At 73.2% G+C, this 23357-nt stretch carries 19 protein-coding genes; 10 read left to right on the forward strand and 9 right to left on the reverse strand.

The features are described 5' to 3' along the window. The gene (locus ACLJT4_RS15970; protein WP_411122979.1) at positions 1–1527 is read right to left on the reverse strand and encodes a glycoside hydrolase family 3 N-terminal domain-containing protein; all 1527 of its coding nucleotides are present in this window, start codon (positions 1525–1527) and stop codon (positions 1–3) included. 576 nt (positions 1528–2103) lie between these two features. On the opposite strand from ACLJT4_RS15970, the gene ACLJT4_RS15975 reads away from it, so the two are divergent. Genes ACLJT4_RS15975 through ACLJT4_RS15995 form a run of 5 tightly spaced genes read left to right on the forward strand, consistent with a single transcriptional unit; the run spans position 2104 to position 7522 of the window. Continuing rightward, complete coding sequence (locus tag ACLJT4_RS15975; protein WP_411122980.1) at positions 2104–3168, forward strand: phytanoyl-CoA dioxygenase family protein; 1065 nt, start codon at positions 2104–2106, stop codon at positions 3166–3168. Continuing rightward, entirely contained in the window at positions 3150–4481 is a 1332-nt protein-coding gene (locus ACLJT4_RS15980; RefSeq protein WP_411122981.1) for a DUF6271 family protein, read from the forward strand. The genes ACLJT4_RS15975 and ACLJT4_RS15980 overlap by 19 nt, the downstream gene beginning before the upstream one ends. Next, positions 4478–5716: a type III PLP-dependent enzyme gene (locus tag ACLJT4_RS15985; RefSeq protein ID WP_411122982.1), complete on the forward strand. Its 1239-nt coding sequence runs from the start codon at positions 4478–4480 to the stop codon at positions 5714–5716. The genes ACLJT4_RS15980 and ACLJT4_RS15985 overlap by 4 nt, the downstream gene beginning before the upstream one ends. Continuing rightward, a complete protein-coding gene (locus tag ACLJT4_RS15990; protein WP_411122983.1) occupies positions 5717–6325 on the forward strand; it encodes a GNAT family N-acetyltransferase in 609 nt (202 codons plus the stop codon). It begins immediately after the preceding gene. A 6-nt stretch (positions 6326–6331) separates the two neighbouring features. Beyond that, positions 6332–7522, forward strand: coding sequence for an MFS transporter (locus ACLJT4_RS15995; protein WP_411122984.1), 1191 nt, complete (start codon positions 6332–6334; stop codon positions 7520–7522). Between the two features lie 89 nt (positions 7523–7611). Here the strand turns inward: ACLJT4_RS15995 and ACLJT4_RS16000 are convergent, their stop codons facing one another. The 4 genes from ACLJT4_RS16000 to ACLJT4_RS16015 form a co-directional block, all read right to left on the reverse strand. Further along, positions 7612–9135, reverse strand: a complete 1524-nt coding sequence (locus ACLJT4_RS16000; protein ID WP_411122985.1) for a glycosyl hydrolase family 18 protein — start codon at positions 9133–9135, stop codon at positions 7612–7614. A 270-nt stretch (positions 9136–9405) separates the two neighbouring features. Continuing rightward, on the reverse strand, positions 9406–10641 hold the full coding sequence (locus ACLJT4_RS16005) for a cytochrome P450 family protein (protein WP_411122986.1): 1236 nt from the start codon (positions 10639–10641) through the stop codon (positions 9406–9408). Positions 10642–11053: 412 nt separating this feature from the next. After that, a complete protein-coding gene (locus tag ACLJT4_RS16010) occupies positions 11054–12691 on the reverse strand; it encodes an amidohydrolase (protein WP_411122987.1) in 1638 nt (545 codons plus the stop codon). Positions 12692–12844: 153 nt separating this feature from the next. Next, a complete protein-coding gene (locus ACLJT4_RS16015) occupies positions 12845–14353 on the reverse strand; it encodes an APC family permease (protein WP_411122988.1) in 1509 nt (502 codons plus the stop codon). A 108-nt stretch (positions 14354–14461) separates the two neighbouring features. On the opposite strand from ACLJT4_RS16015, the gene ACLJT4_RS16020 reads away from it, so the two are divergent. After that, entirely contained in the window at positions 14462–15184 is a 723-nt protein-coding gene (locus ACLJT4_RS16020) for a TetR/AcrR family transcriptional regulator (RefSeq protein WP_411122989.1), read from the forward strand. Between the two features lie 50 nt (positions 15185–15234). Here ACLJT4_RS16020 and ACLJT4_RS16025 read toward each other — a convergent pair whose 3' ends face one another. Both ACLJT4_RS16025 and ACLJT4_RS16030 read right to left on the reverse strand, forming a co-directional pair. Next, positions 15235–16674, reverse strand: a complete 1440-nt coding sequence (locus ACLJT4_RS16025) for a S8 family serine peptidase (protein ID WP_411122990.1) — start codon at positions 16672–16674, stop codon at positions 15235–15237. Positions 16675–16775: 101 nt separating this feature from the next. Then, positions 16776–18161 (reverse strand): FAD-dependent monooxygenase, encoded by a 1386-nt coding sequence (locus ACLJT4_RS16030; RefSeq protein WP_411122991.1) that lies wholly within the window; start codon positions 18159–18161, stop codon positions 16776–16778. Between the two features lie 83 nt (positions 18162–18244). Between ACLJT4_RS16030 and ACLJT4_RS16035 the strand changes: the two genes are divergently transcribed. The 3 genes from ACLJT4_RS16035 to ACLJT4_RS16045 all read left to right on the forward strand — a co-directional run bounded on the left by ACLJT4_RS16035 (position 18245) and on the right by ACLJT4_RS16045 (position 20961). Then, positions 18245–18841 carry a TetR/AcrR family transcriptional regulator gene (locus ACLJT4_RS16035; RefSeq protein ID WP_411122992.1) on the forward strand — a complete coding sequence of 199 codons (597 nt, stop codon included), beginning with the start codon at positions 18245–18247 and terminating at the stop codon, positions 18839–18841. 200 nt (positions 18842–19041) lie between these two features. Beyond that, positions 19042–19245 (forward strand): cold-shock protein, encoded by a 204-nt coding sequence (locus tag ACLJT4_RS16040; protein ID WP_016578941.1) that lies wholly within the window; start codon positions 19042–19044, stop codon positions 19243–19245. 87 nt (positions 19246–19332) lie between these two features. Continuing rightward, entirely contained in the window at positions 19333–20961 is a 1629-nt protein-coding gene (locus ACLJT4_RS16045; protein WP_411122993.1) for a DEAD/DEAH box helicase, read from the forward strand. Between the two features lie 197 nt (positions 20962–21158). Here ACLJT4_RS16045 and ACLJT4_RS16050 read toward each other — a convergent pair whose 3' ends face one another. Continuing rightward, positions 21159–21647 (reverse strand): GNAT family N-acetyltransferase, encoded by a 489-nt coding sequence (locus tag ACLJT4_RS16050; protein WP_411122994.1) that lies wholly within the window; start codon positions 21645–21647, stop codon positions 21159–21161. Positions 21648–21746: 99 nt separating this feature from the next. Here ACLJT4_RS16050 and ACLJT4_RS16055 point away from each other — a divergent pair, with 99 nt between their 5' ends. Next, positions 21747–22646, forward strand: coding sequence for a GNAT family N-acetyltransferase (locus ACLJT4_RS16055; protein WP_411122995.1), 900 nt, complete (start codon positions 21747–21749; stop codon positions 22644–22646). On the opposite strand, the gene ACLJT4_RS16060 is transcribed toward ACLJT4_RS16055, so the two are convergent. After that, positions 22624–23313: an MOSC domain-containing protein gene (locus ACLJT4_RS16060; RefSeq protein ID WP_411122996.1), complete on the reverse strand. Its 690-nt coding sequence runs from the start codon at positions 23311–23313 to the stop codon at positions 22624–22626. The genes ACLJT4_RS16055 and ACLJT4_RS16060 overlap by 23 nt on opposite strands. Between the last annotated feature and the right edge of the window lie 44 nt (positions 23314–23357).

Consider the following 23357-nt stretch of genomic DNA (forward strand, 5'->3'; position numbering starts at 1 on the left):
CTAGGCGGTGCGGCCCGTGCGGCCGAGGGCCAGGACTTCCGCTGCGGCGACGCCGGAGGCGGCGGTGGCACCGTGCGTGAAGATCCGGACGGCTCCGGGGAGGGCGTCGCTCGGCAGGCCCATCTCGACCACGACGGCATCGGGACGGGCCGTGGTGAGAGCGGCGAGGGCACGGCCCATCCACGTGTGCCGGGCGGCGTCCCGGACGACGACGACCAGCGGACGGCCGGCCGCGGGTGCCAGCGCGTGGTCCGTCAGCGTGCCGGGGCTGGCGTCGAGTTGCTGGTGCGGAAGGCGGACGGAGGTGGTGCCGGGCAGTCGTTCGCGCAGCGGTGCGGCGATGCCCCACGGCGTTTCGTCGCCGATGGCGAGGTTGGTCGAGGGCACCAGCTCCACCACGTGCGGCGCGGCGGCCAGGGGCAGGACGTCGTCCGCCGGGCCGCGGGTCCGCAGGGCGCGGCGGGCGGCGACGAAGCCGATGTCGTGCTGGACGGGGTCGAGCGGGGCCCGCTGCCCCAACTGGTGCGACCAGGTGGCGAACGCCCGGACGCGGTCGGCGGCTTCGGCCAGGCGCTCTGCTGCGAGTTCGCCCCGGCTGGCGGCGTCGACGAGCGCGGCGGTGAGCAGTGCGGTGGTGGACTCCTCGGCGTGCTCACCGCCGACGCAGACCGCATCGGCGCCGGCGGCGACGGCCATGACCGCGGCGCCGCCGAGGCCGTACCGGTCGGCGACCGCCCCCATCTCGATGGCGTCGGTGACGATCAGGCCGTCGAAGCCGATCTCCTTGCGCAGGAGGTCGTTCAGGAGGCGGGAGCTGAGGGTGGCCGGCAGGTCCGGGTCGTGGGCCGGCACCAGGAGGTGACCGCTCATCACCGCGCCGACGCCCGCTTCGACGGCGGCCCGGAACGGGGGCAGGGCCTGGGCGGCGATCTCGTCGAGGTCGGCGTCGTAGGTGGGCAGGCCGTGGTGGGAGTCGACCGCGACGTCCCCGTGGCCGGGGAAGTGCTTGGCGCAGGCGGCGACCCCGGCCGCCTGGAGCCCCCGGACCCACGCGGCGGCGTGCCGGGCGACCAGCGCGGTGTCGGCGCCGAACGAGCGGACCCCGATGATGGGGTTGTCGGGGTTGGAGTTGACGTCCACGCTCGGTGCGTAGTCGAGGCTGATGCCGGCGGCGCGCAGCTGGCGGCCCAGGTCGCCGGCGACGGCCGCGGTGAGTTCGAGGTCGTCCACGGTGCCGAGGGCGAAGTTGCCGGGCCGGGTGGCGCCGGTCGCGGACTCGATGCGGGTGACGTCGCCGGCTTCCTCGTCGATGGCGACGATCAACTCGGGATTTTCGGCGCGGAGTTGTGCGGTCAGTCGGGCGACCTGGGCGGTCGAGACGATGTTGCGGGAGAAGAGCACGACGGAGGACAGGCCGTCGTTGATGGCGCGCAGTACCCAGTCCGGTGCCTCGGTGCCGACGAATCCCGGCTGGAGGACGGAGAGTGCGAGTCGTCGCAACTCCTTGCTGTGCTTGCTGGAGGTCATCGACGGGGCCTTCCGGGTCGTGGCGACGCATCGATCGGAGCGTTGGTACAGACCAGCGGATATTGGCCTAGTCCAATCCGGGATGTCAAGGGATCGCCCGCGCCTTCTCGTTCCATCGGCTTCTCGCGGCGGATCCGTGGCCTCCGGTAACTCCAGCCTTGACATGGCGAGTTGGTCTAGTCCACTTTGTTGGGGCGTGAGTGAAGCAAGTGACCCACGGTGCCTGAGGGGCGGAAGTGACCGTTCCGGGCGGGCGCACGGGCCGGTGCTGCACTCGCGGAGACCACCACTCCCACGCGGGTGACCGGCGGGTGCACGGACGCGCACCCCACCACTTCTGGCCGCCCCACCCTGCTCACCTCCGGCAACGACACCCGCCGCAGCGCGGACCGACTCCCCACCGACGGCGCCCCCGCCGGCACCGTGCCCCGACGCGGCACGGGCGCCGCACCGCGCGAAGGCCGTGCGCGGCTGCCGGCCGCACGGCCCGGGCACCGACCCAACACGTCCCACGCCGTCGGACCCGGGCAGGGGCGGCGGCGCCGGCACCCACCGACACGACCCTTGGAGCGCTGCATGCCAGCGACTGACGAGTACTTGCACCGAGCTGCCTCGGACGTGCCCTACTTCAGCGCGGACGGCGAGACCTACCTGGCCCGCACACCCCTGCGCGAACTCCGCAAGACGCGGGAGCTGCGGGTGCTGTCCGAGGAGCAGTTCGCCTTCTGGCAGACCTACGGCTACGTCGTCGTCGAGCAGGCGATCCCGGCGGACGCGGCCCGACGCCTGCTGGACTTCGCCTGGGACTTCCAGGGACTCGACCCCGACCACCCGGAAACCTGGTACGAGGAGCGCGAGTTCCGCTCGGAACTGGAACGGGACCTGCACGTCTACGGGTTCGTCGAGGCGTACCACCACCAAGCCCTCTGGGACAGCCGCCAGACCCAGCGGGTCTACGACGCGTTCGTCGACGTGTGGGACTGCGAAGAGCTCTGGGTGACCCTGGACCGGCTCAACCTGAACCCACCCAACATCAAGAACCGCGACCGCGGGCTCATCGCACCGACCGAGCGCGGGTTCGACATCGCACTGCACTGGGACGTCGACACCTCGCTCGGGGTGCTGCCCCAACGGGTCCAGGGCATCATCGCCCTGAACGACACCGACGCCGACTGCGGCGGATTCCAGTGCGCGCCCGAACTGTTCCGCCAGTTCGAGCGCTGGCGGGCTCTGCAACCGGCCGACCGCGACCCGCTCCGCCCCGCCTTCGACCGCGCCGAACTCCCCGTCGTCCGACCCGAACTGGCCGCCGGCGACCTGCTGATCTGGAACGGCCTGCTGGCCCACGGGGTCGCCGCCAACACCTCGCGCGACAAGGTGCGCGCGGTCCAGTACCTCGCCATGATGCCGGCGCTCGCCTCGCACCACGCGCTCACCGACTCCCGGATCGACTCCTGGCGGCACCTGCGGACCCCGGACTGGAACGCCACGCTCGTCGGCGACGCCACCCGGCACGAGTCCCTCAGGTACGGCACGTCCGACCTGACCGCACTGGGCGCCAGGCTCCTGGGCCTGGAGCCGTGGCACGGGCGGGAGCCCGCGGAGCCCAGGGGAGCAGGCGCATGCGCAGAATCTGCCTGACCCTGCCCACCAACCGGGCCTGCACGGCCATGATCCGGGCCATCGGCGCGGAGGCCGCCCACGCGGCCGGGCACTTCGACGTCGAGGTCCACCTGGTGGTCCTGGACTCCTGCACCGCCCCGGTCTTCGCCCAACACGCCCGGGCGCTCGGGGAACTGCCCCCGGTGCCGAACGTCGTCGTGCACCACCTGGACGAGGCCGCCCAGCGCGACTTCCTGTGGCGGGTGGTCGGCGACGCCGGCGTCACCAAGCCGGAACTCGTGCTGGACCTGATGCTCCCGGCGGAACCCTCCTACGGCGCCTGCACCAACCGCGCGTTCCTGATCGCCGCCGCCCTGGGGTGCCGGTCGGTGCACCGCCGGGACTCGGACAGCCGCTACCAGACCCTCGACGGCGCGCCGGTCTTCCCCATCCACCACGAGCTCCGCTCGCTCGGCAAGCGCGCCGACGACGCCGCACCGGGTGTCACCCACAACGCCCTGGACCCGCTCCACGGCCACAAACCCGTTGCCATGGTGGGCAGTTCCTTCGTCGGCGAACTGTCCGTCGACGTCGCCGAGATCCACCGGACCGACCCCGCCGTCTACACCGACGTGGTCGGACTGTGGGCACCCGGTGACTGGTCGGCCCAGGCCAGGCAAGAGCTCGTCGACGAGTCCTTCCGGGGCGCCGGGACGGAGCCGTTCCGCCAGGACCACTCCGTGCTGACCCTGGTCGATCCCATGCGGGTGGACATGTGCAACATCAGCTTCCATCACGTGCACGAGCGGGTGCCGCTGCCGCCCGCCACCAACACCATCGGCAGCGACTACTTCCTCATCCACCTCGTGCACGACGCCACGCTGCCCGGCGTCCTCCACAACCGCAACATCGTGAACTTCTACACCGGCGAACGGCGGACCGGCCCGGGCTTCCTGGCCTACCAGACACGGTTCGCCAAGTTCTTCCTCTCCATGCTCTACTTCAACTTCGTCTACGACCGGATGGCCCGCGCCAACCAGGCACTGCTTGACGACGACCAGCAGGTCCGCGCCGCCGCGATCGCCGCCTTCGTCCGGGAGAGCACCGAACTGGACCCGGCGGAGAACGTCCAGCGGCTCGACGTCCTCGACGCCTCCTACCGCAAACTCGGCGGGAAGTACGCCGCGTTCGCCGACGTCCTGGCCTCCCGACGGGACCGGCTGCTCCACGAAGCCCGCCAGGACATGGCCGACTTCGCCCTGCTCATCGAGGCATGGGCGGCGCTGGTGGCGGCGAGCCGGGCCGCCGGCCCGCGGTGGCCCGCCCCGCAACCGGACCGGGCGCGCCGATGAGCCACCACAACCCGGCCCTGCACGCCGCACTGGCCGCCGCGACCGAGGACCAGATCGTCCTCGACCTGGCCGGCATCGCCGACAACCACGCCACCCTGCAACGGGAACTGCCCGGCGTGGCCGTGCGCTTCGCCATGAAGGCATGTCCGATGGATGCTGTCCTCGCCTGCCTGGCGGAGCGGGGAGCAGGCGTCGACGCGGCCAGTCCGCGGGAGATCGCCCAAGCGCTGCGCGCCGGCGTGCCGGTCGAGCGGATCCACTACGGCAACACCGTCAAGTCCGACCGGGACCTCGCCGAAGCCCACCGGCTCGGCGTGCGGGACTTCGCGACGGACAGCCTGGAGGACGTGGCGGCCGTCGCCGCCCACGCCCCCGGCGCCCGGGTGTTCTGCCGGTTGGCCACCGACGGGGACGGCGCGCTGTGGGGGCTCAGCAACAAGTACGGCTGTTCGCCCGCCGACGCGGTGCGGGTGCTGGCCGCGGCGCGGGACGCCGGACTGGTCCCGAAGGGCCTGTCCTTCCACGTGGGTTCGCAGCAGATGACCGCGGACGCCTGGCGCCGGGCCCTCGACCGCACGGCCGAGACCTTGGCGGCCCTGCGCCGCCGCGGGCTGTCCGTGGCCCGGGTCAACCTCGGCGGCGGCCTGCCGGCCCTGGGCTACGCGGACCGGCGCGGGCGCACCCTCGACCCGCCCGTCGACAAGATCTTCGCGGTGATCCGGGAGGGCCTCGAACGTCTCCCGGAGGTCTGTGGACACCCCCTGGAGTTCCTGGTGGAACCGGGGCGCTATCTCGTCGCGGACCACGGCGCCGTGCGTGCGCACGTGGCCCGGCTGACCACCCGCGAGCAGCCGGACGGCACCCGGCAGCGCTGGCTGTACCTGAGCGTGGGGAAGTTCAACGGCCTCTACGAGATGGACCAGTTGCAGTACCGGCTGGTCTTCCCCGCGCACGCCGGCACGGCCCGGCTGCCCGCCGTCGTGGCGGGCCCCACCTGCGACGGTGACGACGCCTTCGCCTCGGACGGCGGCCTGGTCGAGGTGCCCGCGGACCTTGCGTCCGGCGACCCGGTCTGGGTGCTGTCCTGCGGCGCCTACGCCATCAGCTACCTGACGCAGGGCTTCAACGGCTTCCGCCCGCTGCCCACCGCCTGGATCCACGGCGAGACCCCCGGGCGGGCCCGGCGGCCGGCCACGATGCCACACTCCCGACCGGCCGCGGGAGGTGCCCGGTAGATGAGCCACCACGCCCGCATCCGGCAGATCACGGACGACGACTGGGGCGGCATCGCCGCGCTGGAGTCCCGCGCCTACGCCGCGCTCGGCCTCTCGGAGGAGCCGGCCGCGCTGCGGTCCCGGGGCCACGCCTCGCCGGACACCTGCTTCGTGCTCGACCTCCCACACGGCCTGGCCGGCTACCTGTTGGCGCTGCCCTACCCGATGTTCCACTACCCGGACCTGGTCCGCGCGGAGGGCGTCGCAGTGGGGAACGCCGAAGGCCCGGCGGCCGGGACCGTCGTCCCGTCGCGCAACCTCCACCTGCACGACCTCGTCATCGCCGAACCGCTCCGCGGCCGGGGGCTCGCCGGGCGGCTGCTGCGCCACCTGACGGCCACGGCGCGGGCCGGCGGCTACGAGCAACTCTCCCTCGTCGCGGTCGCCGGCAGCGGGACCTTCTGGGCCGCGCACGGGTTCGTCCGGCACCCCGGGGTGGTCCCTCCCGGTGAGTACGGCGGGCAGGCCGTCTACATGTCCAGGCCGGTGCGGGGCGACCGCACCGCGGCCCCGAAACCGGCCGGCGCGACGTCGCACGGTCCGGCACCACACCACCACGAAGGGGAATGATTTCCGGTGTTCCGCGTGCACGATCCCTTCCTGCGGGCGCAGTTGGCGATCGCCGCGCTGTTCTGCTCGCTGGGATTCCAGTACGCCACCTGGGCGTCTCGGATCCCCGCGATCAAGGCACAGCTCGGCCTGACCGCCGCCGAAGTGGGGGTGCTGCTGATGGCCACCGGAGTGGGCGCGGCGGTGTCGTTCCCCCTGGTCACGCTGTTGATGAACCGACTGGGAGCGAGACGCCTGGCGCTGCTGTCCGCGCTCTGCCTGGCGCTGCTGCTGTTCGCGTTGGCGGCGGCCCCCAACTACCCGACGGCGTTGGTGGTCATGGGCGTGGACGGGGTGCTGGTGGGCGCGTTGAACGTCGCGATGAACGCCCAGGGCGCCGCGCTCGAAGCCCGGCACCGGCGCCACGCGATGGCCAAACTGCATGCGACCTTCAGCGCCGGGTCCCTGGCGGCCGCGGTCCTGGCCTCGGCGGTGACCGCGGTGACCCCGGCCGTGACCACGCACTTCGCGGTGGCCGCGGCGGTCCTGCTGCTGTTGGTGGGCTGCGCCGGGCCGGGCCTGCTGACCGAGGAGCAGCCGGCGGCGGCCCCCAAGGAACGGCAGGGCCGCCGCCGGTGGGCGCTGCCCTCCCGCCTGACGCTGTGGATGTGTTGCGCCATGGCCTTCGGCACGGTCACCGAGGGCGCCATGAACGACTGGTCCGCGCTGTACCTGAAGGACGTCGCCAAGGCGTCGGCCCAACTGGCGCCGATGGGCATCGCCGTGGTCTCCGGTGTGATGGTGCTGGCCCGGCTGTTCGCCGACGGCTGGCGCGGCCGCTGGGGGGACGGGACCGTCGTCCGCGCCGGCAGCGCACTGGCCGGGGTCGGGTTGGCCCTCGCCCTGTTGAGCGGCGGCGCGGTACCGGCCCTGATCGGTTTCGCCTGTGTCGGCCTGGGCATCGCGGCCGTCACCCCGTGCGTGTACGTGGCCGCGGCCGGCCAGGGCGCCCGGGCGCTGACGCTGGTCGCCGCGATGGGCACGCTCGGCCTGCTGGCCGGGCCGCCGTTCATCGGGTTCCTCGCCAATGCCGTCGGCCTGGCGTGGGGGATGGCGGCGGTCGCCGCCTCTGCGCTCGTCGTCACGCTGTGCAGCACGCGGATCCGTTGGCCGTCCCGGAGCGCGCCGGCCGCCGCGGCCGCCGGAGAACCCGCCTGACGCCGCTGCGCCGCAGCCGCCGTCGCCCCCGCCGAGGGGGGGACGGCGGCTGCGGGTCTCGGCGGACGGCAACCGGGGCGGCCGGTGTCTCAGCAGGCGCCGAGGTCCTGCCAGACGCCCCCGTCACCGGTGGCGCCGGGCTCCTCACCCGTCGTCCACCACTTCGCCTTCCAGGTGTGCCCCTGGTACGAGACCTGCTGCCCGCCGGTGTAGACCGCGCCGCTGGTCCACGGGCTGGCCGTGCACTGGCTGCCGCTCCCGCCGGTGACGGTCAGCGCGAACGCCGTGCTGTGGCTGCCGGACGGGCCGGTGCCGGTGACGGTGAGGTGGTACGTCCCCGAAGCCGTCGCCGCGGTGGTGCTCACGGTCAGCGTCGAGGAGCCGCCCGCCGACACCGCGGCGGGACTCAGTGCGGCGGTCGCCCCCTTGGGCGCCCCGCCGACCGTGAGCTGCACCGACTGCGCCGCGCCGGCCGTGACCGCGGTGCGCACCGCCGCGGTGGCCCGGCCGCCGGCGGCCACCGAGCCGCTGACGGGATCCGCGGTCAGTGAGAAGTCGTCGGCCGGCGCGGTGGCGCCGCGGGTGAACGGCTCGAAGACGTGGCTGAAGTCCCAGGTGTTCTGCGGGATGCTGGAGCAGGTGTCGCCGGACGGGGCGCCGGGACAGCCGCCGTTGTCCCGCTGCAACGCCCAGAACGACAGGGTGTTGACGCCCTTGGCCACCGCCCAGTCGTAGACGTCCTTCGCGTTGGCGAGGGAGAAGGTCTCGGCCGGACCGAAGTCGTCGACGCCGGGCATCTCGATGATGCCGATCATGCCCCACAACTGGGCCGGGCTCTTGTCCGGGTAGAGCGGTGCGAGCTGGTCGTACAGCCCTTGGGCCGCGGTCTGGGTGTCCTTGGCCATGTCGTGGCTGGCGTTGTCGTAGTAGTCGAACGTCATGATGTTGGCGACGTCGACGCGGGCGCCGTTGCGCACCGCGCTCTGTAGTACGGCGAGTCCGCTGTCGGTGAGCCCGTGGGTCGTCGTCGGCAGGGTGTAGGAGATCTCGACGGTGCGGCCGTTGGCCTTCGCCCAGTCCTGGACGAGTTTGATGGCCTGGTTCCGGCGGTCGACGGCGGCGGAGTCGTCCAGCGAATCGGCCTCGATGTCCATGTCGAGCCGGCTCACGTCGTACGTCGTGAGGACCTTCTCGTACGTGGCGGCGATCTGGTTGACGTCGGTGCAGCTGTCGGCGATCTCGGTGCCGGTGGTGTCCGCGGTGTACCCGCCGAAGGAGGGGATGACGTCACCCCCGTTCGCCTTGATCGTCTTGATGTCGTCGCCGAAGGAGGCCGGGGAGACCGGGGTGTCGGTGCTGCCGTTCCAATAGGCGGTGCAGGAGCCCTTGGTGGCGGTCTGGAGGAACGCCATCGTCAGGTGTTTGGCGCCGGACTGGGCGGAGAGCGCGGCGGGGCTCTCGCCCGTCCACGACTCGAAGTAGGGCGCGAACACGTGGGCCGGTAGTGGGGTGGCCGCGTGGGCCGCGCCGCCGCCCAGGGCGGTCAGGCCGGCCGTGGCCACGGCGGTGACGGTTGCGGTGAGGACTGCTCGGAGGGTGCGCCTGCGTCTCATGGATGTCCCGAGGGTGAGGAGGGGGGGGTCGCCAAGTCCCTTTGCCGGCAGCGGTGTTGCCTCTGGGATAGCCCCGAGATCAGGAGCATGTCAATGGACTGGACCAAGATAGGACTAGACCAATTTGCGGTGCCGGTCGCCACCGCCCTGCCCAGCGCGGACCCGCCGCGCTGGACCACGTCCGAGGGCCGCCGACGGCGCCGCACGCCCTCGGTCGCGCGCCACCGGTGCGCGCGGTCCGACCCAGGCCCGTCCTCAGGAACGTCCGCTTCAGGCCCCCGCCTCCGGGCCGACGAGGGCGGGCAGGCTCACATGGCCGTTGGCGAGGAACGACGGCAGGGGGACGAGCGCGTCGGCCGGCACCGCGAGGCGCAGCTCCGGGAAGCGGGCGGTGAGCATCCGCAGCGCCGTGGTGGCTTCCAGGCGGGCCAAGGTCGCGCCGAGGCAGAGGTGGACGCCGTGACCGAACGAGAGGTGGGTCTTGTCGGGGCGGGTGGGGTCGAACCGGTCCGCGTCCGGCCCGTGCAGCGCGGGGTGCCGGTTGGCCGCGGAGTACGCGGCGAGGATCGCCTGCCCCTTGCGGATGACGGTGCCGTCCGCCACCGGGATGTCGGTGGTGGCGAACCGCATCGGCAGGAGGGGGACCGGTGCCTGCCAGCGCAGCGTCTCCTCGACCACGTCGCCCCAGGGCAGCGCGCCGGACCGGGCGGCGGCGAGGTGTTCGGGATGGCTGAGCAGCGCGACCAGGGCCTGGTCGATGAGGTTCACGGTGGTCTCGTACCCGGCGCTGATCACCAACAGCAGGGTGTCCCGCACCTCCTGGGGAGTGAGGCCGTGCCCCTGGCCCTCGGGGCCGCGGGCCTGGAGGAGACGGGTGGTGAGGTCGTCGCCGGGCCGCTCCTGCTTCAGGGCGAGCAAGGCGTCCAGGGCGGCGTAGAGGTCCCGGGCGTTGGCGGCGGCCGCCTCCGCGGTGACGTCGGTGGCGAAGACGCCGTTGACGGCGCGGCGGAAGTCCGGCAGCAGGTGTGCGGGCAGGCCCATCAGGTGCGTGATGACGCGGATCGGCAGCGGAGCGGCGAACCGCTCGCGCAGATCCACTGCCTCGCCCGGCCGCGCGGTGGCGAGGTCGTCCAGCAGCTCCCGGGTGAAGCGCTCGATGTCCGGCTCCAGCCCGGTGATGGTCCGGGCCGCGAACGCGGGGGCGATCAGCAGCCGCAGCCGACGGTGCTCGGCGCCGTACGCGGTGAACATGTTCTCGACCGCCACCCACAGGTTCAGCGGCCAGTCGGCGGTCCGGTCGGGGAAGCGGTCCCAGTGCCGGTGCGGGTCCTTGGACACCCGGTCGTCCAGGAGCAGGCTCCGCAACAGCTCGGGGTCGGTGACGGCCCAGGCTTCCTCCCCGAGCACGTCGACCCGGGCCATCGGGCCGCGGGCCCGTAAGGAGGCGTCCTCGGTCTGGCGGTCGCGGCCGGCCGGGTCGAGGACGTGGGGGGACTGCTGAGGCATGACCTGCTCTCCTTCAGGACGGCGGCCGCGGAGGCGGAGCACGGATGGTGGCGGGAGCGCAGGGGGAGTACGGCGCGGCCGGGGCGAATCCGTGGTGTGTGCGGAATCCGGGCACCGCGTCCGGGCAGTGGGGGGTGGGGCGGATTCCGAGTCCGCGATGACGGTGGTCGAGTCCTGGAAGGCGCGGGCACCCTGCCCTATGGCTACCCGCGGAACGCGCCCGGCGGCACCCCTGGCGCCGCCCGGGCCGCACTCGACCGGAAGCGGTGCGCGAAGGCCGTTCCGAGCGGGGTGGGAGTGCGGGTTGGGGCCATCGGGGAGCCGGTTGGGGCGCGCGGGACGGGGGCGGCGCCGGGCGCCCGCCGCGACGAATGCGGATCGGCCACCGGCGCCGCCGGGCGCGCCCGCGGGGTCAGTCGGCGGTGTACACGCGCCGCCCGCCCACGTACGTCTCCAGCACGGTGGCCCGGGCGATCTCCTCCGGGGGCGCGGTGAAGACGTCGCGGTCGAGGACGACCAGGTCGGCGAGGTGGCCGACGCGGAGCGTGCCGGCGTCGTCGAGTCCGTTGACGTGTGCGGAGCCGGCCGTGTACGCGGCGACCGCGGTGCCGAGGTCCAGGCGCTGTTCCGGCAGGAACACCCGCTCGTCGGCGGTGTCCGGCTCCTTGCGGTTGACCGCGACGTGCAGGCCGGCGAGCGGGTCGGGGCTGCTGACGGGCCAGTCGCTGCCGGCCGCGAGGGTGGCGCCGGCGCGCAGCAGGGAGCCGAACGGGTACTGCCAGCCGGCCCGTTCGGGGCCGAGGAAGGGGATGGTCAGCTCGTCCATCTGGGGTTCGTGGGCGGCCCACAGCGGTTGGATGTTGGCGATGGCGCCGAGCCGGGCGAACCGCGGCAGGTCGTCGGGGTGGACGACCTGGAGGTGGGCGAGGTGGTGCCGGGTGGCGCGTCGGCCGTTGGCGCTGCGGGCCGCCTCGACGGCGTCGAGGGCCTCGCGGACCGCACGGTCGCCGAGGGCGTGGAAGTGCACCTGGAAGTCCAGCGCGTCCAGCGCGGTGACGTGCCCGCGCAGCGCCACCGGATCGACGAAGCTCAGTCCGGTGTTCGTGGTCGCGCAGCCGCAGGAGTCCAGGTAGGGGCTGGTCATGGCGGCGGTGAAGTTCTCCGCGATGCCGTCCTGCATGATCTTCACCGCCCGGGCCCGGAACCGGCCGTGACTCAACTCGGCGCGCCGGGCGACCAGTTCGGGGATCTGCTCCGCGCCGCGTGCCCGGTCCCACCAGAGCGCGCCGGTGACCCTGGCGGTCAGGCTGCCGTCCCGGGCGGCGGTCAGATAGGCGTCCGAGGGGTCGCACTGGCCGTGGAAGGAACCGAGCAGCGCGTCCTGCCAGGCGGTGATGCCGAGGGAGTGCAGCAGTTGCTGCGCGCGCAGCAGGCCGGCCAGGCGGTCCGGGGCGGTGCGTTGCGGCACCAGCCGGGTGATCAGGCCGGTCGCGCCCTCCTGGAGGACGCCGCTCGGTGTGCCGTCGGGCTCGCGCTCGATCCGGCCGTCGGCAGGGTCGGGGGAGTCCTTGGTGAGGCCGGCCAGTTCGAGCGCGCGGGTGTTGACCCAGGCGCCGTGGTGGTCGCGGTTGGGCAGGTAGACCGGGCGGTCCGGCACGACCGAGTCGAGAAGTCGGCGGGTGGGCAGGCCGCCGGCGAAGCTCTCCAACGACCAGCCGCCACCGGTGATCCAGGCACGTTCGGGGTGCGCGTCGGCGAACTCGCGGATCCGCCGCAGGTACTCGTCGACGCCGACGGTCCCGGTGAGGTCGCACTCGGCGAGCTCCAGGCCGCCGAAGACGGCGTGGATGTGCGCGTCCTGGAATCCGGGCAGCAGCAACTTGCCGGTGAGGTCGACGACTTCGGTGGCGGGACCGATCAGCTCCCGCACGTCGTCGTGGCCGACGGCCGTGATGCGTTCGCCCGTCACGGCGAGACTGCTCGCCCGGGTGCGGGCGGGGTCTTGGGTGTGGATGGGGCCGCGGGTGAAGACGAGGTCGGCTGGGGCCATGGGAGTACTCCCGTCGGGTCGGGGTCCGCGCACCATCCGCGGAGGCGGGGCACGGATCGAATGCAGGGTTCGGAGGGAACGGAAGGAACGGAAGGAACGGAGGGAACGGAGAGAACGGAGGGTGCGGCGGGAACGGTGGGTGCGGTGGGCCGGTCAGTCGCCCGGTGGCACCGTGTCCCCGGCGGGGCGCGCCAGGAAGTAGGGTGCCCGCCGCCGCCAGCGGGCCCACGCCGCGAACGGCAGACCGGACACGAGCATCAAGACGACCACGGCCAACTCGAACCAGCCGTTGTCCGCGGCCAGCGCGAAGTGGTCCGTCGACCGGTAGAAGTCCCAGGCGAGGTACCCGCCGACGGCGAGCAGGACGAGCGCGCCCAGCAGCGGGGCCACGACCACGCGCAGCGCCTCGCCGGGCGCGGTGCGCAGCAACGGGCGGAAGCGCACCGCCGCCGCGATCGCGGTGAGCGCGTAGTACAGCGCGACGACGATGCCGATGGCGTTCACCGCGGCGGAGATCAGTGCACCGACGGTGGGGATGACCAGCGACACCAGGGCCAGGACGGCGGCGATCGCGGTGATGAGCAGGGTGCCGGCGGCCGGGGTCCGGTGACGGGGGTGGAGCCGGGTCCACACCCGGCCCACGGTGCCGTCGCGGCCCATCGCGTACATGCCGCGCGCGGTGGGGATCACCGCGGCCTGGAGGGACGCCGCGGCCGAGAAGGTCAGGGCGATCAACGGCAGGGCGGCGAGCGGCTGGTGGGCCAGCTTCGTGCCGAAGTACGTCAGTCCGTGCGCCCCGTTGTCGGCCAGTTCGTCCAGCGGAAGGACCCGTTGGAAGGCCGTGCCGGCGAAGACGAACAGCAGCATCATGAGGGTGAGGGCGAGGAAGCCGCCGCGGGAGGCGTCGCGCGCGGTGCGCACCTCCTCGCCGACGCTGAAGACCGATTCGAACCCCCAGTAGCAGAACACCGCCAGCACCATGCCCTGGGCGAGGGCCTGGAGCGAGGGGATGGCGAACGGGTCGAACCACTCCGGCGACAGCGGTTGATCGCCGGCGAACAGGCCGTAGCCGCAGAAGGCCAGCAGCACCGCGTACTCGAAGACCAACAGGTACCGCTGGAGCCGGGCGGCCAGGTCGAGCCCCCGCACGGCGATCAGGGCGGCGGCGAACAGGACGACCAGCCCGATCAGGGTCGACTGGAGGGTGGAGTCGGGATCGAGGGCCAGCCCGCCGATGCGGTGGACGGTGGCCTCGCCGAGGAGTTGGAGGACGGCCGACCCGGTCACCGCGGTGGTGTAGGCCATGAAGACGACCGTGCCGACGACGTTGACCCAACCCGTCAGGAAGCCCAGCCAGGGGTTGAGGAGCCGGCCCACCCACCGGTAGCTGCTGCCGGCGTCGGGTTCGACGCGGTTCAGGCGCCCGTACGCGCCGGCGATGGCCAGCACCGGCAGGAACGCCACCAGCATGATCGCCGGTAGGTGCAGCCCGACGACCCCGGCCATCAGCCCCAGGCCGATGCCGATGCTGGAGGTGGCCGCGGTGCTGGACGCGGCGATCACCAGCGCCCCGCCGACCCCGACGGACCTGCGCATGCCGGCCGGATGGGACCCGCCGGCCGACTCCGGCCGGGCGCTCGTGTCCTTGACCTTGGCTGTCAACGGATCACCGCCGTGTTCATGAGGAATCCGACCGGGCGGCCGGTTGGCTCGACATGAAAGCCGCCGGGCACTTCTCACGTCAATGACGTTGTCGTAAGGTCCGGGGCCATGGCAGAACGAGTGGTGCCCGAGCCGCAGCGGCGACGCCGACGACCGACCAAACAAGGCGTCGTGCTCTCCCGCCAGCTGATCGTCGAGACCGCGCTGCGCCTGGTCGGCCAGCACGGCGCCGAGGCGCTGACGGTGCGGCGGTTGGGCGCCGCGCTCGGCGCCGATCCCAGCGCCGTCTACCGGTACTTCCGCAACACCGACGACCTGCTCCTCGCCCTCGCCGACGAACTGATCGGACGCGCCCAGCACGGCTGGCGGCCCACCGGTGACTGGCGCGCCGACCTGCGCGAGATCGGCCTGCGCATCCACCGCGCGTACCAGGCACACCCCCAGGCGGCACTGCTGGCGGCCCACCGGACCACCGGGCGCAGCCACGAGATCCGCGCCGTCGAGGCGATCCTGGGAGTCCTGCGCGCAGCCGGGTTCCCGGACCCGGAGGCGGTCCGGATCTACCACGCCTTCGTCGACCAGAGCCTGGGCTTCGCCGCCCTCGACGCCGCCGCCCTGGCCCTGCCCCCCGCCGCGCGGGCCGCCGACGACGAGGTCTGGCAGGCCGCTTACGGATGCCTGGCGGCCGACACCCACCCCAACATCGCGGCCACCGCACCCCTGTTGGCGGCCGACATGCGCCGCAGCGGCTACCCGTACGCGCTGGACCTGCTGCTGGCGGCCGCGGCGGCGCGCCTACCGCGACCGGCCGGGCGACCCCCACGGCCCTGAGCGGGCCGACCGCCGCCCGGATTCCGGGGAGTTGGGCGACGGCGCGACGTTCAGCGCCTCGGTCGGACCCGTGCGGCCAGTTGCGGCACCAAGACGGAGGCGTCGACCGTGCCGAGCCCGGAAGCCAGGTCGTAGCCCGGGGCCGCCTGGAATCCGTAGGGGCCGTTGTCCCCTTCGGTGATGTCGACGACCCCGCCGTGCGGATCGCCGGCGAGGGCGTAGAGCGCCTCGTGGAGGGCGCCGAGCCGACGGCCGGCCTCCTGGTTGGCGAGGGCGACCAGCGCCGCGAACATGGGGGCGGCCTCGCTGGTGCCGCCCACCGGCAGCCAGCCCGCGCCCGCCGGGAGGAACCCCTGGTAGACGAGGGTGCCGCCGGACGCGGAGCCGTCCATGGAGATGTCGGGGGTACCGCGGCGCCCGCCCACCACGTCCGCCACCCGGTCCTGATAGCGGGGGCGGGCGAAGGTCTGCGAGGGGCCGCCGCCGGTGGCGCCGGCCCGGTCGTGCCAGACGGTGTCCGGACCGGTGCGCCGGCCCTCGGCGTCGAGGTGCAGACGGGAGCCGCCCAGGGCGAGCACGCTGGGGTCGGAGGCCGGCCAGGAGACGGACCGGACGCGCTCGCGGCCCGGGCCGACGGGCGGCGCGGCACCGAAGTCGCCCGTACTGGCGGTCAGCGTGGTGCCGCTCGCGACGACCTCGGCCAGCGCCGGGCTGAGCGCGAGCAGGTCGTCGGCGGGCGCCTGGCTGTTGCCGGCGGCGGTGTACTCCTCGATGCCGTAGCTGATCGAGATCGCGTCGGGGCGGTGGTTGCGGAGGCTCTGGGCGATCCCGTCGAGGATCAGCGTGGCGCCGCCCGCCGCCGCCCGCCGGGTGTCCTGGGCGGACGGGGTCCGGGGCGTTCCGGGGGAGGGCGAGGCGTACGCGTGCTCGGGCAGGCCGATCTGGGTGACGACGATCTTCGCGTCCGGCGCCAGCATGTGCACCATCTGCGTGTCGAGCGTGGTCTCCAGGGCGGCGCCCGCCATTCGCGCGTTGTGCGCGTCGAACGGCGCGATGTGTCCGGCCGGCGCGTACCGGTCGACGGTCAGGTCCGGCAGGTGCAGTTTCATGGTCGTGCTGAACGTCTCCAGGTCCGCCCGCAGCGTGTCGGGCACGACCTCCTCCCAGACCACGACCGTGCGTCCCTTGCCGGTGATGCCGGCGGCGTCGAGCTTGTCGACGCCGTACGCCCGGCGCACCGCGTCGGCGGCGTAACAGGCGGAGCCGAGCACCCGGCGGCAGACGGCCTGGGTCGGGACGTGTCTGAACGGCTGGGCCGTGGCGGTCGGCGCGGCCGACATCGAGGAGGCGGCACGCGCCGCCGCCGAGGACACCGTCCCGGTGCGTCCGGAGCCGGCACCGCCCGCGCAGGCCGGGAGGGCGGCGATCAGGGCCGCGACCGACGCGGCGGCGAGGCGACGGCGCAGGGGCAGCGAGCTCGGAATGATCACACCTCGATGATGACCAGTGGCTGGTCCCGGCGCCCCTCGCACTGGTCCGTCGGTGCCGCGCCGCGCCGCGTCGGGTCCATGGGCGCCCCCGGGGACGGGCGTCAGTGCCGCCGGCCTACGTAGCCGTCGGGGCGCACGTGCACGGAGGTGCCCGCCGAGGCGTCGTACGCGCGGTGGGCGTGCCCGTGGGTGTCGACGACGTGCGGGCCGGAGGGGGACTGGCCGGGGCGCAGCACCGCGAAGGCGTGCGGCGCGTCCGGGGCGGCGACGCCGAACGTCAGGTGGGTGGCGTGCGGGCCGCGGTAGAGGTCGAAGAGCCGGACGGGCCGGCCGTCGGCGTCGGTGACGGGGGCGTCCGGCGCGCGGTCACCGGCCACGAGGCTTCCCTCGGTCGTCCGGTAGCTCACGTCCAACTGGCGGGTGTTCGCCCCGCGTTCGTGGGCGTCCTCGGCGCCGTCCTGGTGCTTCTGGAGCAGCCGGGAGCTGATCGCGAGGACCCGTTCGGCGGTCGCGCGCCGTTCTGCCTGATAGCTGTCGAGCAGGTCGGGCGCGCCGTCGGCCAGTTTCCAACCGAGGTTGTAGGCGTCCTGCACGCCGGTGTTGAGGCCCTGGCCGCCGGTGGGCGGATGGGCGTGCGCGGCGTCGCCGGCGAGGAAGACCCGGCCGCTGCGGAAGCGCTCGGCCAGGCGGATGTTCGGCCGCCAGACGGTCGACCAGGCGAGCCGGTCCAGCCGGACCCCCGCGCCCACGGCGTCCAGCTTGCCCTGGAGGGTCCCCAGCGAGGCTTCGTCGTCGTCCTCGCAGAGCGGTGCGTTGAACTGGAACAACCCCGGGGTGCCGGGCAGCGGGCTCAGGCCGACGCCGGACCAGGGGGCGTCGGCGCGGGCGAACCAGTAGCCCCAGTCGTGGTCCAGGGCGTCGGCGGTCACGTCGCCGAGCAGCATCCGCACGCTCTCGTCCGTCGTCCCCCGGAACGGGATGCCCAGGGCCTTGCGGACGGTGCTGCGCCCGCCGTCGGCGCCCACCAGGTAGGCGGCGCGGACGGTCTCGCCGTTGGAGAGGCGGACCGTCACGCCGTCCGCGTCCTGGGTGAAGTCGACCAGTGCGGTGCCGAGTTCGACGCGGGTGCCGAACGCGGCGAGGCGGTCCCGCAGGATGCGCTCGGTCTGTGACTGGCCGAGGACCCAGGCGTTGGGGTAGGGCACATCGGGGGTGGGGTCGAGGAGCGCGGCCGTCCGCCGGTCCGTGACGTGCGCCCCGTCGAGGTGCACACGGACCGTCGGCACCACCCGTCCCTGCTGGAGGACCGCGTCGAGCACGCCCAGGTCCTCGAAGACTTCCAGGGTGCGGGGCTGGAGGCCGTCGCCCCGCGAGCCGTCGAAGTGTGTGTCCGCCTGGTCGACGACGCGCACGGCGAGTCCCCGTCGGGCCAGGTCGATGCCCAGGGTCAGTCCGGTGGGACCGGCGCCGGCGATGATCACGTCCATGGTCGAACCTCGTTTCTGAATCACGATTCACTGAATGTGGATTCAGTATGCTGGTTGGTACTGTTCCCGGTCAAGGAGGTGCCGTGAAGCGCAAGGAGAAAGCGGCGGAGACCGAGGCCGCCCTGAAGGCCGCTGCCAAGCGGGTGTTCGCCGAACGCGGCTACCTCAACACGAAGATCACGGACATCACCGCCGAGGCCGGACGCGCGGCGGGCTCCTTCTACAACCACTTCGCCGGCAAGGAAGCCCTGCTCGAAGCGCTCATGGCCGACATGGCGGCCGACGGCGACTCGTGGGCCGCCGCCCCCGGGCACCGGTCGGACTTCACCGATCCGCAGGCGGTCCGCGAACACGTCGCGGTGTACGTCCGCCGCTACCGCGAGCACGCCGTGACGCTGCGCGCCGTGCGGGAGGCGGCCCTGGTCAACGAGGGCTTCGCCGCCACCGTCGATCGTTTCGCGGCGAGCGAGACGGCCGACCTGCTCGGTCACGTCGCCCACGTCGCCGAGGCGGGGCGCCAGCTACCCGCCGCTCCGGAGACCGCCCTGCGCATGGCGTTCTCGCTGGTCCACGCCTTTCTCCAGGCCCGGCAGCAGCAGGCCGACCCGGCTGCCGAGGAGGAGACGATCGAGGCGCTGACCCGTTTCGTCTACCGCGGCCTCAACGGCCGCGACTATTGAGCGCCCGCCGACCCCCGCCACCAGGCACTCAGTGCACCTGGCGCCCCTCGTCGACCGCCGAGCTGTGCTACGGTTTAGAAGTTGCAGTTGTGGTACCCATGAACCCATGTGCGCCTGACGGGAATGTTTCTCCTTCAGGCGCCTTGTTTGTTTTTCCGGCATCTCCGGATGGGTCCTTTGTTTACCAGAAGGAGAAAGTCATGGCACAGGGAACCGTGAAGTGGTTCAACGCCGAAAAGGGTTTCGGCTTCATCCAGCAGGACGGCGGCGGCCCGGACGTCTTCGCCCACTACTCGAACATTCAGTCCCAGGGCTTCCGTGAGCTCCAGGAGGGCCAGCGGGTCTCCTTCGACGTCACGCAGGGTCAGAAGGGCCCCCAGGCGGAGAACATCGTCCCCGCCTGAGTGCCGGACGCGTATCCGCTAGCCGGGGTCCGCACCGCCGTGGTGCGGACCCCGGTTTGCGCTGTTTTCAGGAAGGCACATAACCGCATGTCCCGCAGGTCCCAGAAGTCGAATCGGCGCGCCGCGTCGCCCGCGTCGTCCGCACCGTCGTCGAGGGAGTTCCGGCTGCCGGAAAACACGACACCCGCACTTCCCGCCGTCGAGGACTTCGCCGGCCTGGACATGCCCGCGGGGCTGCTGAAGACCCTCACCGCACAGGGCGTGACCACCCCGTTCCCCATTCAGGCCGCCACGCTGCCCAACTCGCTCGCCGGCCGCGACCTGTTGGGACGCGGACGCACCGGGTCCGGCAAGACCCTCGCGTTCGGATTGGCGCTGCTGGCCCGCACGGCCGGACAGCGGGCGGAGTCCAAGGCCCCGCTGGCCCTCGTACTGGTGCCCACCCGTGAACTCGCGCAGCAGGTGACGGACGCACTGACCCCCTACGCGACCGCGGTGAACCTCCGCCTGGCGACGGTGGTCGGCGGACTGTCCATCACCAAGCAGGCCAGCACGCTCCGCCGTGGCGTCGAGGTGCTCGTGGCGACCCCGGGCAGGCTCAACGACCTGGTGGAGCGCGGTGACTGCGTGCTGGACGGCGTCCGCATCACGGTGCTGGACGAGGCCGACCAGATGACCGACATGGGCTTCCTGCCGCAGATCACCAAGCTGCTCCAGCACGTGCGGTCCGACGGACAGCGCATGCTCTTCTCGGCCACCCTGGACCGCAACATCGACCGCCTGGTCCAGCGGTTCCTGACCGACCCGGTGGTGCACTCCGTGGACCCCTCCGCGGGCGCGGTGACCACCATGGAGCACCACGTGTTCCACGTCCAGGACGAGACCGACAAGAAGGCCGTCACGACGCGCATCGCGGCCCGCGACGGCCGGGTCATCCTCTTCCTCGACACCAAGCGGTCCGCTGACCGGCTGGCCAAGCGGCTCCTGGCCGTCGGTGTCCGCGCGGCGGCCCTGCACGGCGGCCGTTCCCAGCCGCAGCGCAACCGCACCCTGGAACAGTTCAAGAACGGCCAGGTCACCGCGTTGGTGGCGACCAACGTCGCGGCCCGCGGCATCCACGTCGACGATCTCGACCTGGTCGTGAACGTCGATCCGCCCACCGACCACAAGGACTACGTCCACCGCGGCGGTCGCACCGCCCGCGCCGGCGGCTCCGGCAGCGTGGTCACCCTGGTCCTGCCCGCCCAGAAGCGGGAGGTCACCCGGCTCATGTCGGACGCCGGCATCCGTCCCCGGACGGCCCGCATCACGTCCAGCGACGCGGAACTGGCCACCATCACCGGTGCCCGGGAGCCCTCCGGCGTGGCCGTCGTCCTCGAAGTTCCCCAGCAGGCGGCACCGTCCGCGGCCCGCTCGGACCGCAAGCCCGGCACCGAGGGCGCTCGGCGGTCCGGCCGTCGACGTCGCAGCGGTACCGGGACCGGAACGGGAACCGGAGCGGCGGCGACCGCTGCCGGCGCGAGTGCGGGACGTCGGGGCCGCCGGGGCGCGGCCGGAGCGGCCGTGGGCGGCGCGGCCGGCGGCGGCGCCGCCACCAACGGCGGCGGCCGCGGTTCCGCCCGCCGCAAGGCGGGCGGCGGGGCCACCGGCGGTGCGGGTGGCGCGGGCGGCCGCGGTGCCGACCGGCGGGGCGGCCGCCGTCCCGCCGCTTCCTGAGTTCCGCCACGGGGGACGCTGAGCGCCGCACCGCCCGGTCGCCCGGCTGGTGCGCGCACGTCCCGGCCGCCACGACGGAGCACGTCACCGCGGTGCGGAACGGTCCCCGGGGCGACGGTGGTTGAGGGCGCGCCGAGACGTCCGGAACCGGCCCGCCACGCGCCTGCGCGTGGCGGGCCGCTTCGTCGGGGCGGGTCTCAGCCGGCCGGTTCGGTGCGGGCCATGGCGAACTCCCGGCGGGGTTCGCCCGGGCGCACCGGCTGCACCCGCCCGGTGCGCTGGAAGCCGTGCCGGGCGTAGAGGCGCTCCGCGCGGTCGTTCTCCTCGGCGACCCAGAGCTCGACCCGGGGGCAACCGTGGTCCTTCGCCCACTGCAACGCCGCCCGCACCAGGAGATCCCCCACGCCGCGCCCGCGGCCGTCGGGGTGCACCCACATCGACACCAGTTCCGCACGGCCCGCCTCGACCGGCACGATGCCGATCAGTCCGTACGTCCGGTCGCCGTCCTGCGCGACGAACTGGTTGCGCCGGGCGAGGCGTTCGCGCCACCTGTCCTCCGTGAACGCCTGCTCCGACTCCCAGGTGGAGCCGAACGCCTCCGGGGCGTCCGCGAGTGCGGCCAGGCGAACGGTGCGGTACAGGGCCCAGTCCTCGACCGCGAGGGGGCGCACGGAGAACGTCGTCATGCGCGAGACCCTGACGTCCACGGCGATCGTGCGCAAGGGATATGGGTGACGGCGCGCAGCGAACTGGTCCCGACATGATCCTCTGACTAAGGTCAGAGGATGGATGCGACGCAGATCGACCAGGTGCGGCGCTTCAACCGCGCCGTCACGGAACGCGTGGGCGTGCTGCACGACCACTACCTCGGGCGGGACCGGCCCATCGGCGAGGCCCGGTTGCTGTGGGAGATCGGCGAGCAGGGGCAGGACGTGCGGTGGTTGCGCGAGCGCCTGGGACTGGACTCCGGGTATGTCAGCCGGTTGTTGCGGTCGTTGGAGGGCGACGGCCTGGTGACGGTGCAGCCGCAGCCCCGGGACCGGCGGGTGCGCACCGTCCGGCTCACCGAGGCCGGACGTGCGGAACGCGTCCTGGTGGACCGCCGCAGCGACGAGTTGGCCGGCTCCCTGCTCGAACCGCTCAACGCCGCCCAGCGCGACCGGCTGGTGACCGCGATGGCGGAGGTCAACCGGTTGCTGACCGCTGCGACGGTCGTGCTGCACACTGTGGCGCCGGACCACCCCGATGCCCAGTACTGCCTGCAGTCCTACTTCGGCGAGTTGCGGGAGCGGTTCGCGTCGGGCTTCGACCCGGTGCGTAGCCTGCTCCCCGACGCGGGCGAACTCCAGCCCCCGCACGGCCTGTTGCTGGTCGCCCGGCTGCACGGCGAACCGGTTGGCTGCGCCGGCCTGAAGCTGCCGCCCGGCGCACCAGCCGAGATCAAGCGCATGTGGGTCGCACCGCAGGCCCGGGGGCTGGGTCTGGGGCGCAGGTTCGTGGCCGAGTTGGTGGCGCAGGCCGCCCGGCACGGCTGCGACGTGCTGCGCCTGGACACCCACGAGGCGCTCACCGCCGCGATCGGCCTCTACCGCTCCTGCGGCTTCGAGGAGGTCGCCGCCTTCAACGACGAGCCCTACGCGCACCACTGGTTCGAGAAGCGGATCACCGGAGCGCCGCCCGGGTGAGGGCCTCCTGGTACGCCAGCACCTTCGTCCGGGCCTCGGCCGGCAGGGGAGGGCCCGCGTCGAGGAGGCGGGGCAGCAGTTCGCGTCGGGTGGTCAGGGCGTGGAACATCAGCGCGACGGTGACGTCGTGGTCGGGCCGGTGCTCGACGCGCACCGGGTCGCCGGCGCGGATCTCGCCGGGCGTCAGGACCCGCAGGTACGCGCCGGGTACCGCGGCCCGGGTGAAGCGTCTGACCCAGCCGGGTTCGTCCAACCAGCCTTGGAAAGTACGGCAGGGGACCCGTGGTGACGTCACCTCCAGCAGTAACTCCCCTCCGATGCGCCAGCGTTCGCCGATGCGGGCGTCGGTGACTTCCAGGCCGGTGGTGGTGAGGTTCTCGCCGAAGACGCCGTTGGGGAGCGTGCGGTCCAGTTGCCGCTGCCAGTCGTCGAGGTCCTCGCGGGCGTAGGCGTAGACGGCCTGGTCGTCGCCGCCGTGTCGGACGCGGTCCAGCACCGCGTCGCCGGCGAGGCCGCTGCCGCCGATGCCCTTGGGGCCGGGGGCGGCCACGGCCACGGGGCCGGGCGCGGGACGTTTGTCGATGCCGGTGCCGTGGGCGGCGGCATAGGGGGCGGTGAGGTTCCGCCCCACGTTCACGGTCAGCAGTGTTGCGGTCTGTGTGCTCATGAGTGAAAGAGTAAGGTGCGTAAATGGCAGCGGCCACTTACTTT

The sequence above is a fragment of the Streptomyces sp. x-19 genome, assembly GCF_046549115.1.
Classification (GTDB): domain Bacteria; phylum Actinomycetota; class Actinomycetes; order Streptomycetales; family Streptomycetaceae; genus Streptomyces; species Streptomyces albulus_C.

Excerpts from the sequence above, each read along its gene's own strand:
- ACLJT4_RS15970 (WP_411122979.1), bottom strand. The coding sequence starts at position 1,527 with ATGACCTCCAGCAAGCACAGCAAGGAGTTGCGACGACTCGCACTCTCC.
- ACLJT4_RS15975 (WP_411122980.1), top strand. The coding sequence starts at position 2,104 with ATGCCAGCGACTGACGAGTACTTGCACCGAGCTGCCTCGGACGTGCCC.
- ACLJT4_RS15980 (WP_411122981.1), top strand. The coding sequence starts at position 3,150 with ATGCGCAGAATCTGCCTGACCCTGCCCACCAACCGGGCCTGCACGGCC.
- ACLJT4_RS15985 (WP_411122982.1), top strand. The coding sequence starts at position 4,478 with ATGAGCCACCACAACCCGGCCCTGCACGCCGCACTGGCCGCCGCGACC.
- ACLJT4_RS15990 (WP_411122983.1), top strand. The coding sequence starts at position 5,717 with ATGAGCCACCACGCCCGCATCCGGCAGATCACGGACGACGACTGGGGC.
- ACLJT4_RS16000 (WP_411122985.1), bottom strand. The coding sequence starts at position 9,135 with ATGAGACGCAGGCGCACCCTCCGAGCAGTCCTCACCGCAACCGTCACC.
- ACLJT4_RS16005 (WP_411122986.1), bottom strand. The coding sequence starts at position 10,641 with ATGCCTCAGCAGTCCCCCCACGTCCTCGACCCGGCCGGCCGCGACCGC.
- ACLJT4_RS16010 (WP_411122987.1), bottom strand. The coding sequence starts at position 12,691 with ATGGCCCCAGCCGACCTCGTCTTCACCCGCGGCCCCATCCACACCCAA.
- ACLJT4_RS16020 (WP_411122989.1), top strand. The coding sequence starts at position 14,462 with ATGGCAGAACGAGTGGTGCCCGAGCCGCAGCGGCGACGCCGACGACCG.
- ACLJT4_RS16030 (WP_411122991.1), bottom strand. The coding sequence starts at position 18,161 with ATGGACGTGATCATCGCCGGCGCCGGTCCCACCGGACTGACCCTGGGC.
- ACLJT4_RS16040 (WP_016578941.1), top strand. The coding sequence starts at position 19,042 with ATGGCACAGGGAACCGTGAAGTGGTTCAACGCCGAAAAGGGTTTCGGC.
- ACLJT4_RS16045 (WP_411122993.1), top strand. The coding sequence starts at position 19,333 with ATGTCCCGCAGGTCCCAGAAGTCGAATCGGCGCGCCGCGTCGCCCGCG.
- ACLJT4_RS16050 (WP_411122994.1), bottom strand. The coding sequence starts at position 21,647 with ATGACGACGTTCTCCGTGCGCCCCCTCGCGGTCGAGGACTGGGCCCTG.
- ACLJT4_RS16055 (WP_411122995.1), top strand. The coding sequence starts at position 21,747 with ATGGATGCGACGCAGATCGACCAGGTGCGGCGCTTCAACCGCGCCGTC.
- ACLJT4_RS16060 (WP_411122996.1), bottom strand. The coding sequence starts at position 23,313 with ATGAGCACACAGACCGCAACACTGCTGACCGTGAACGTGGGGCGGAAC.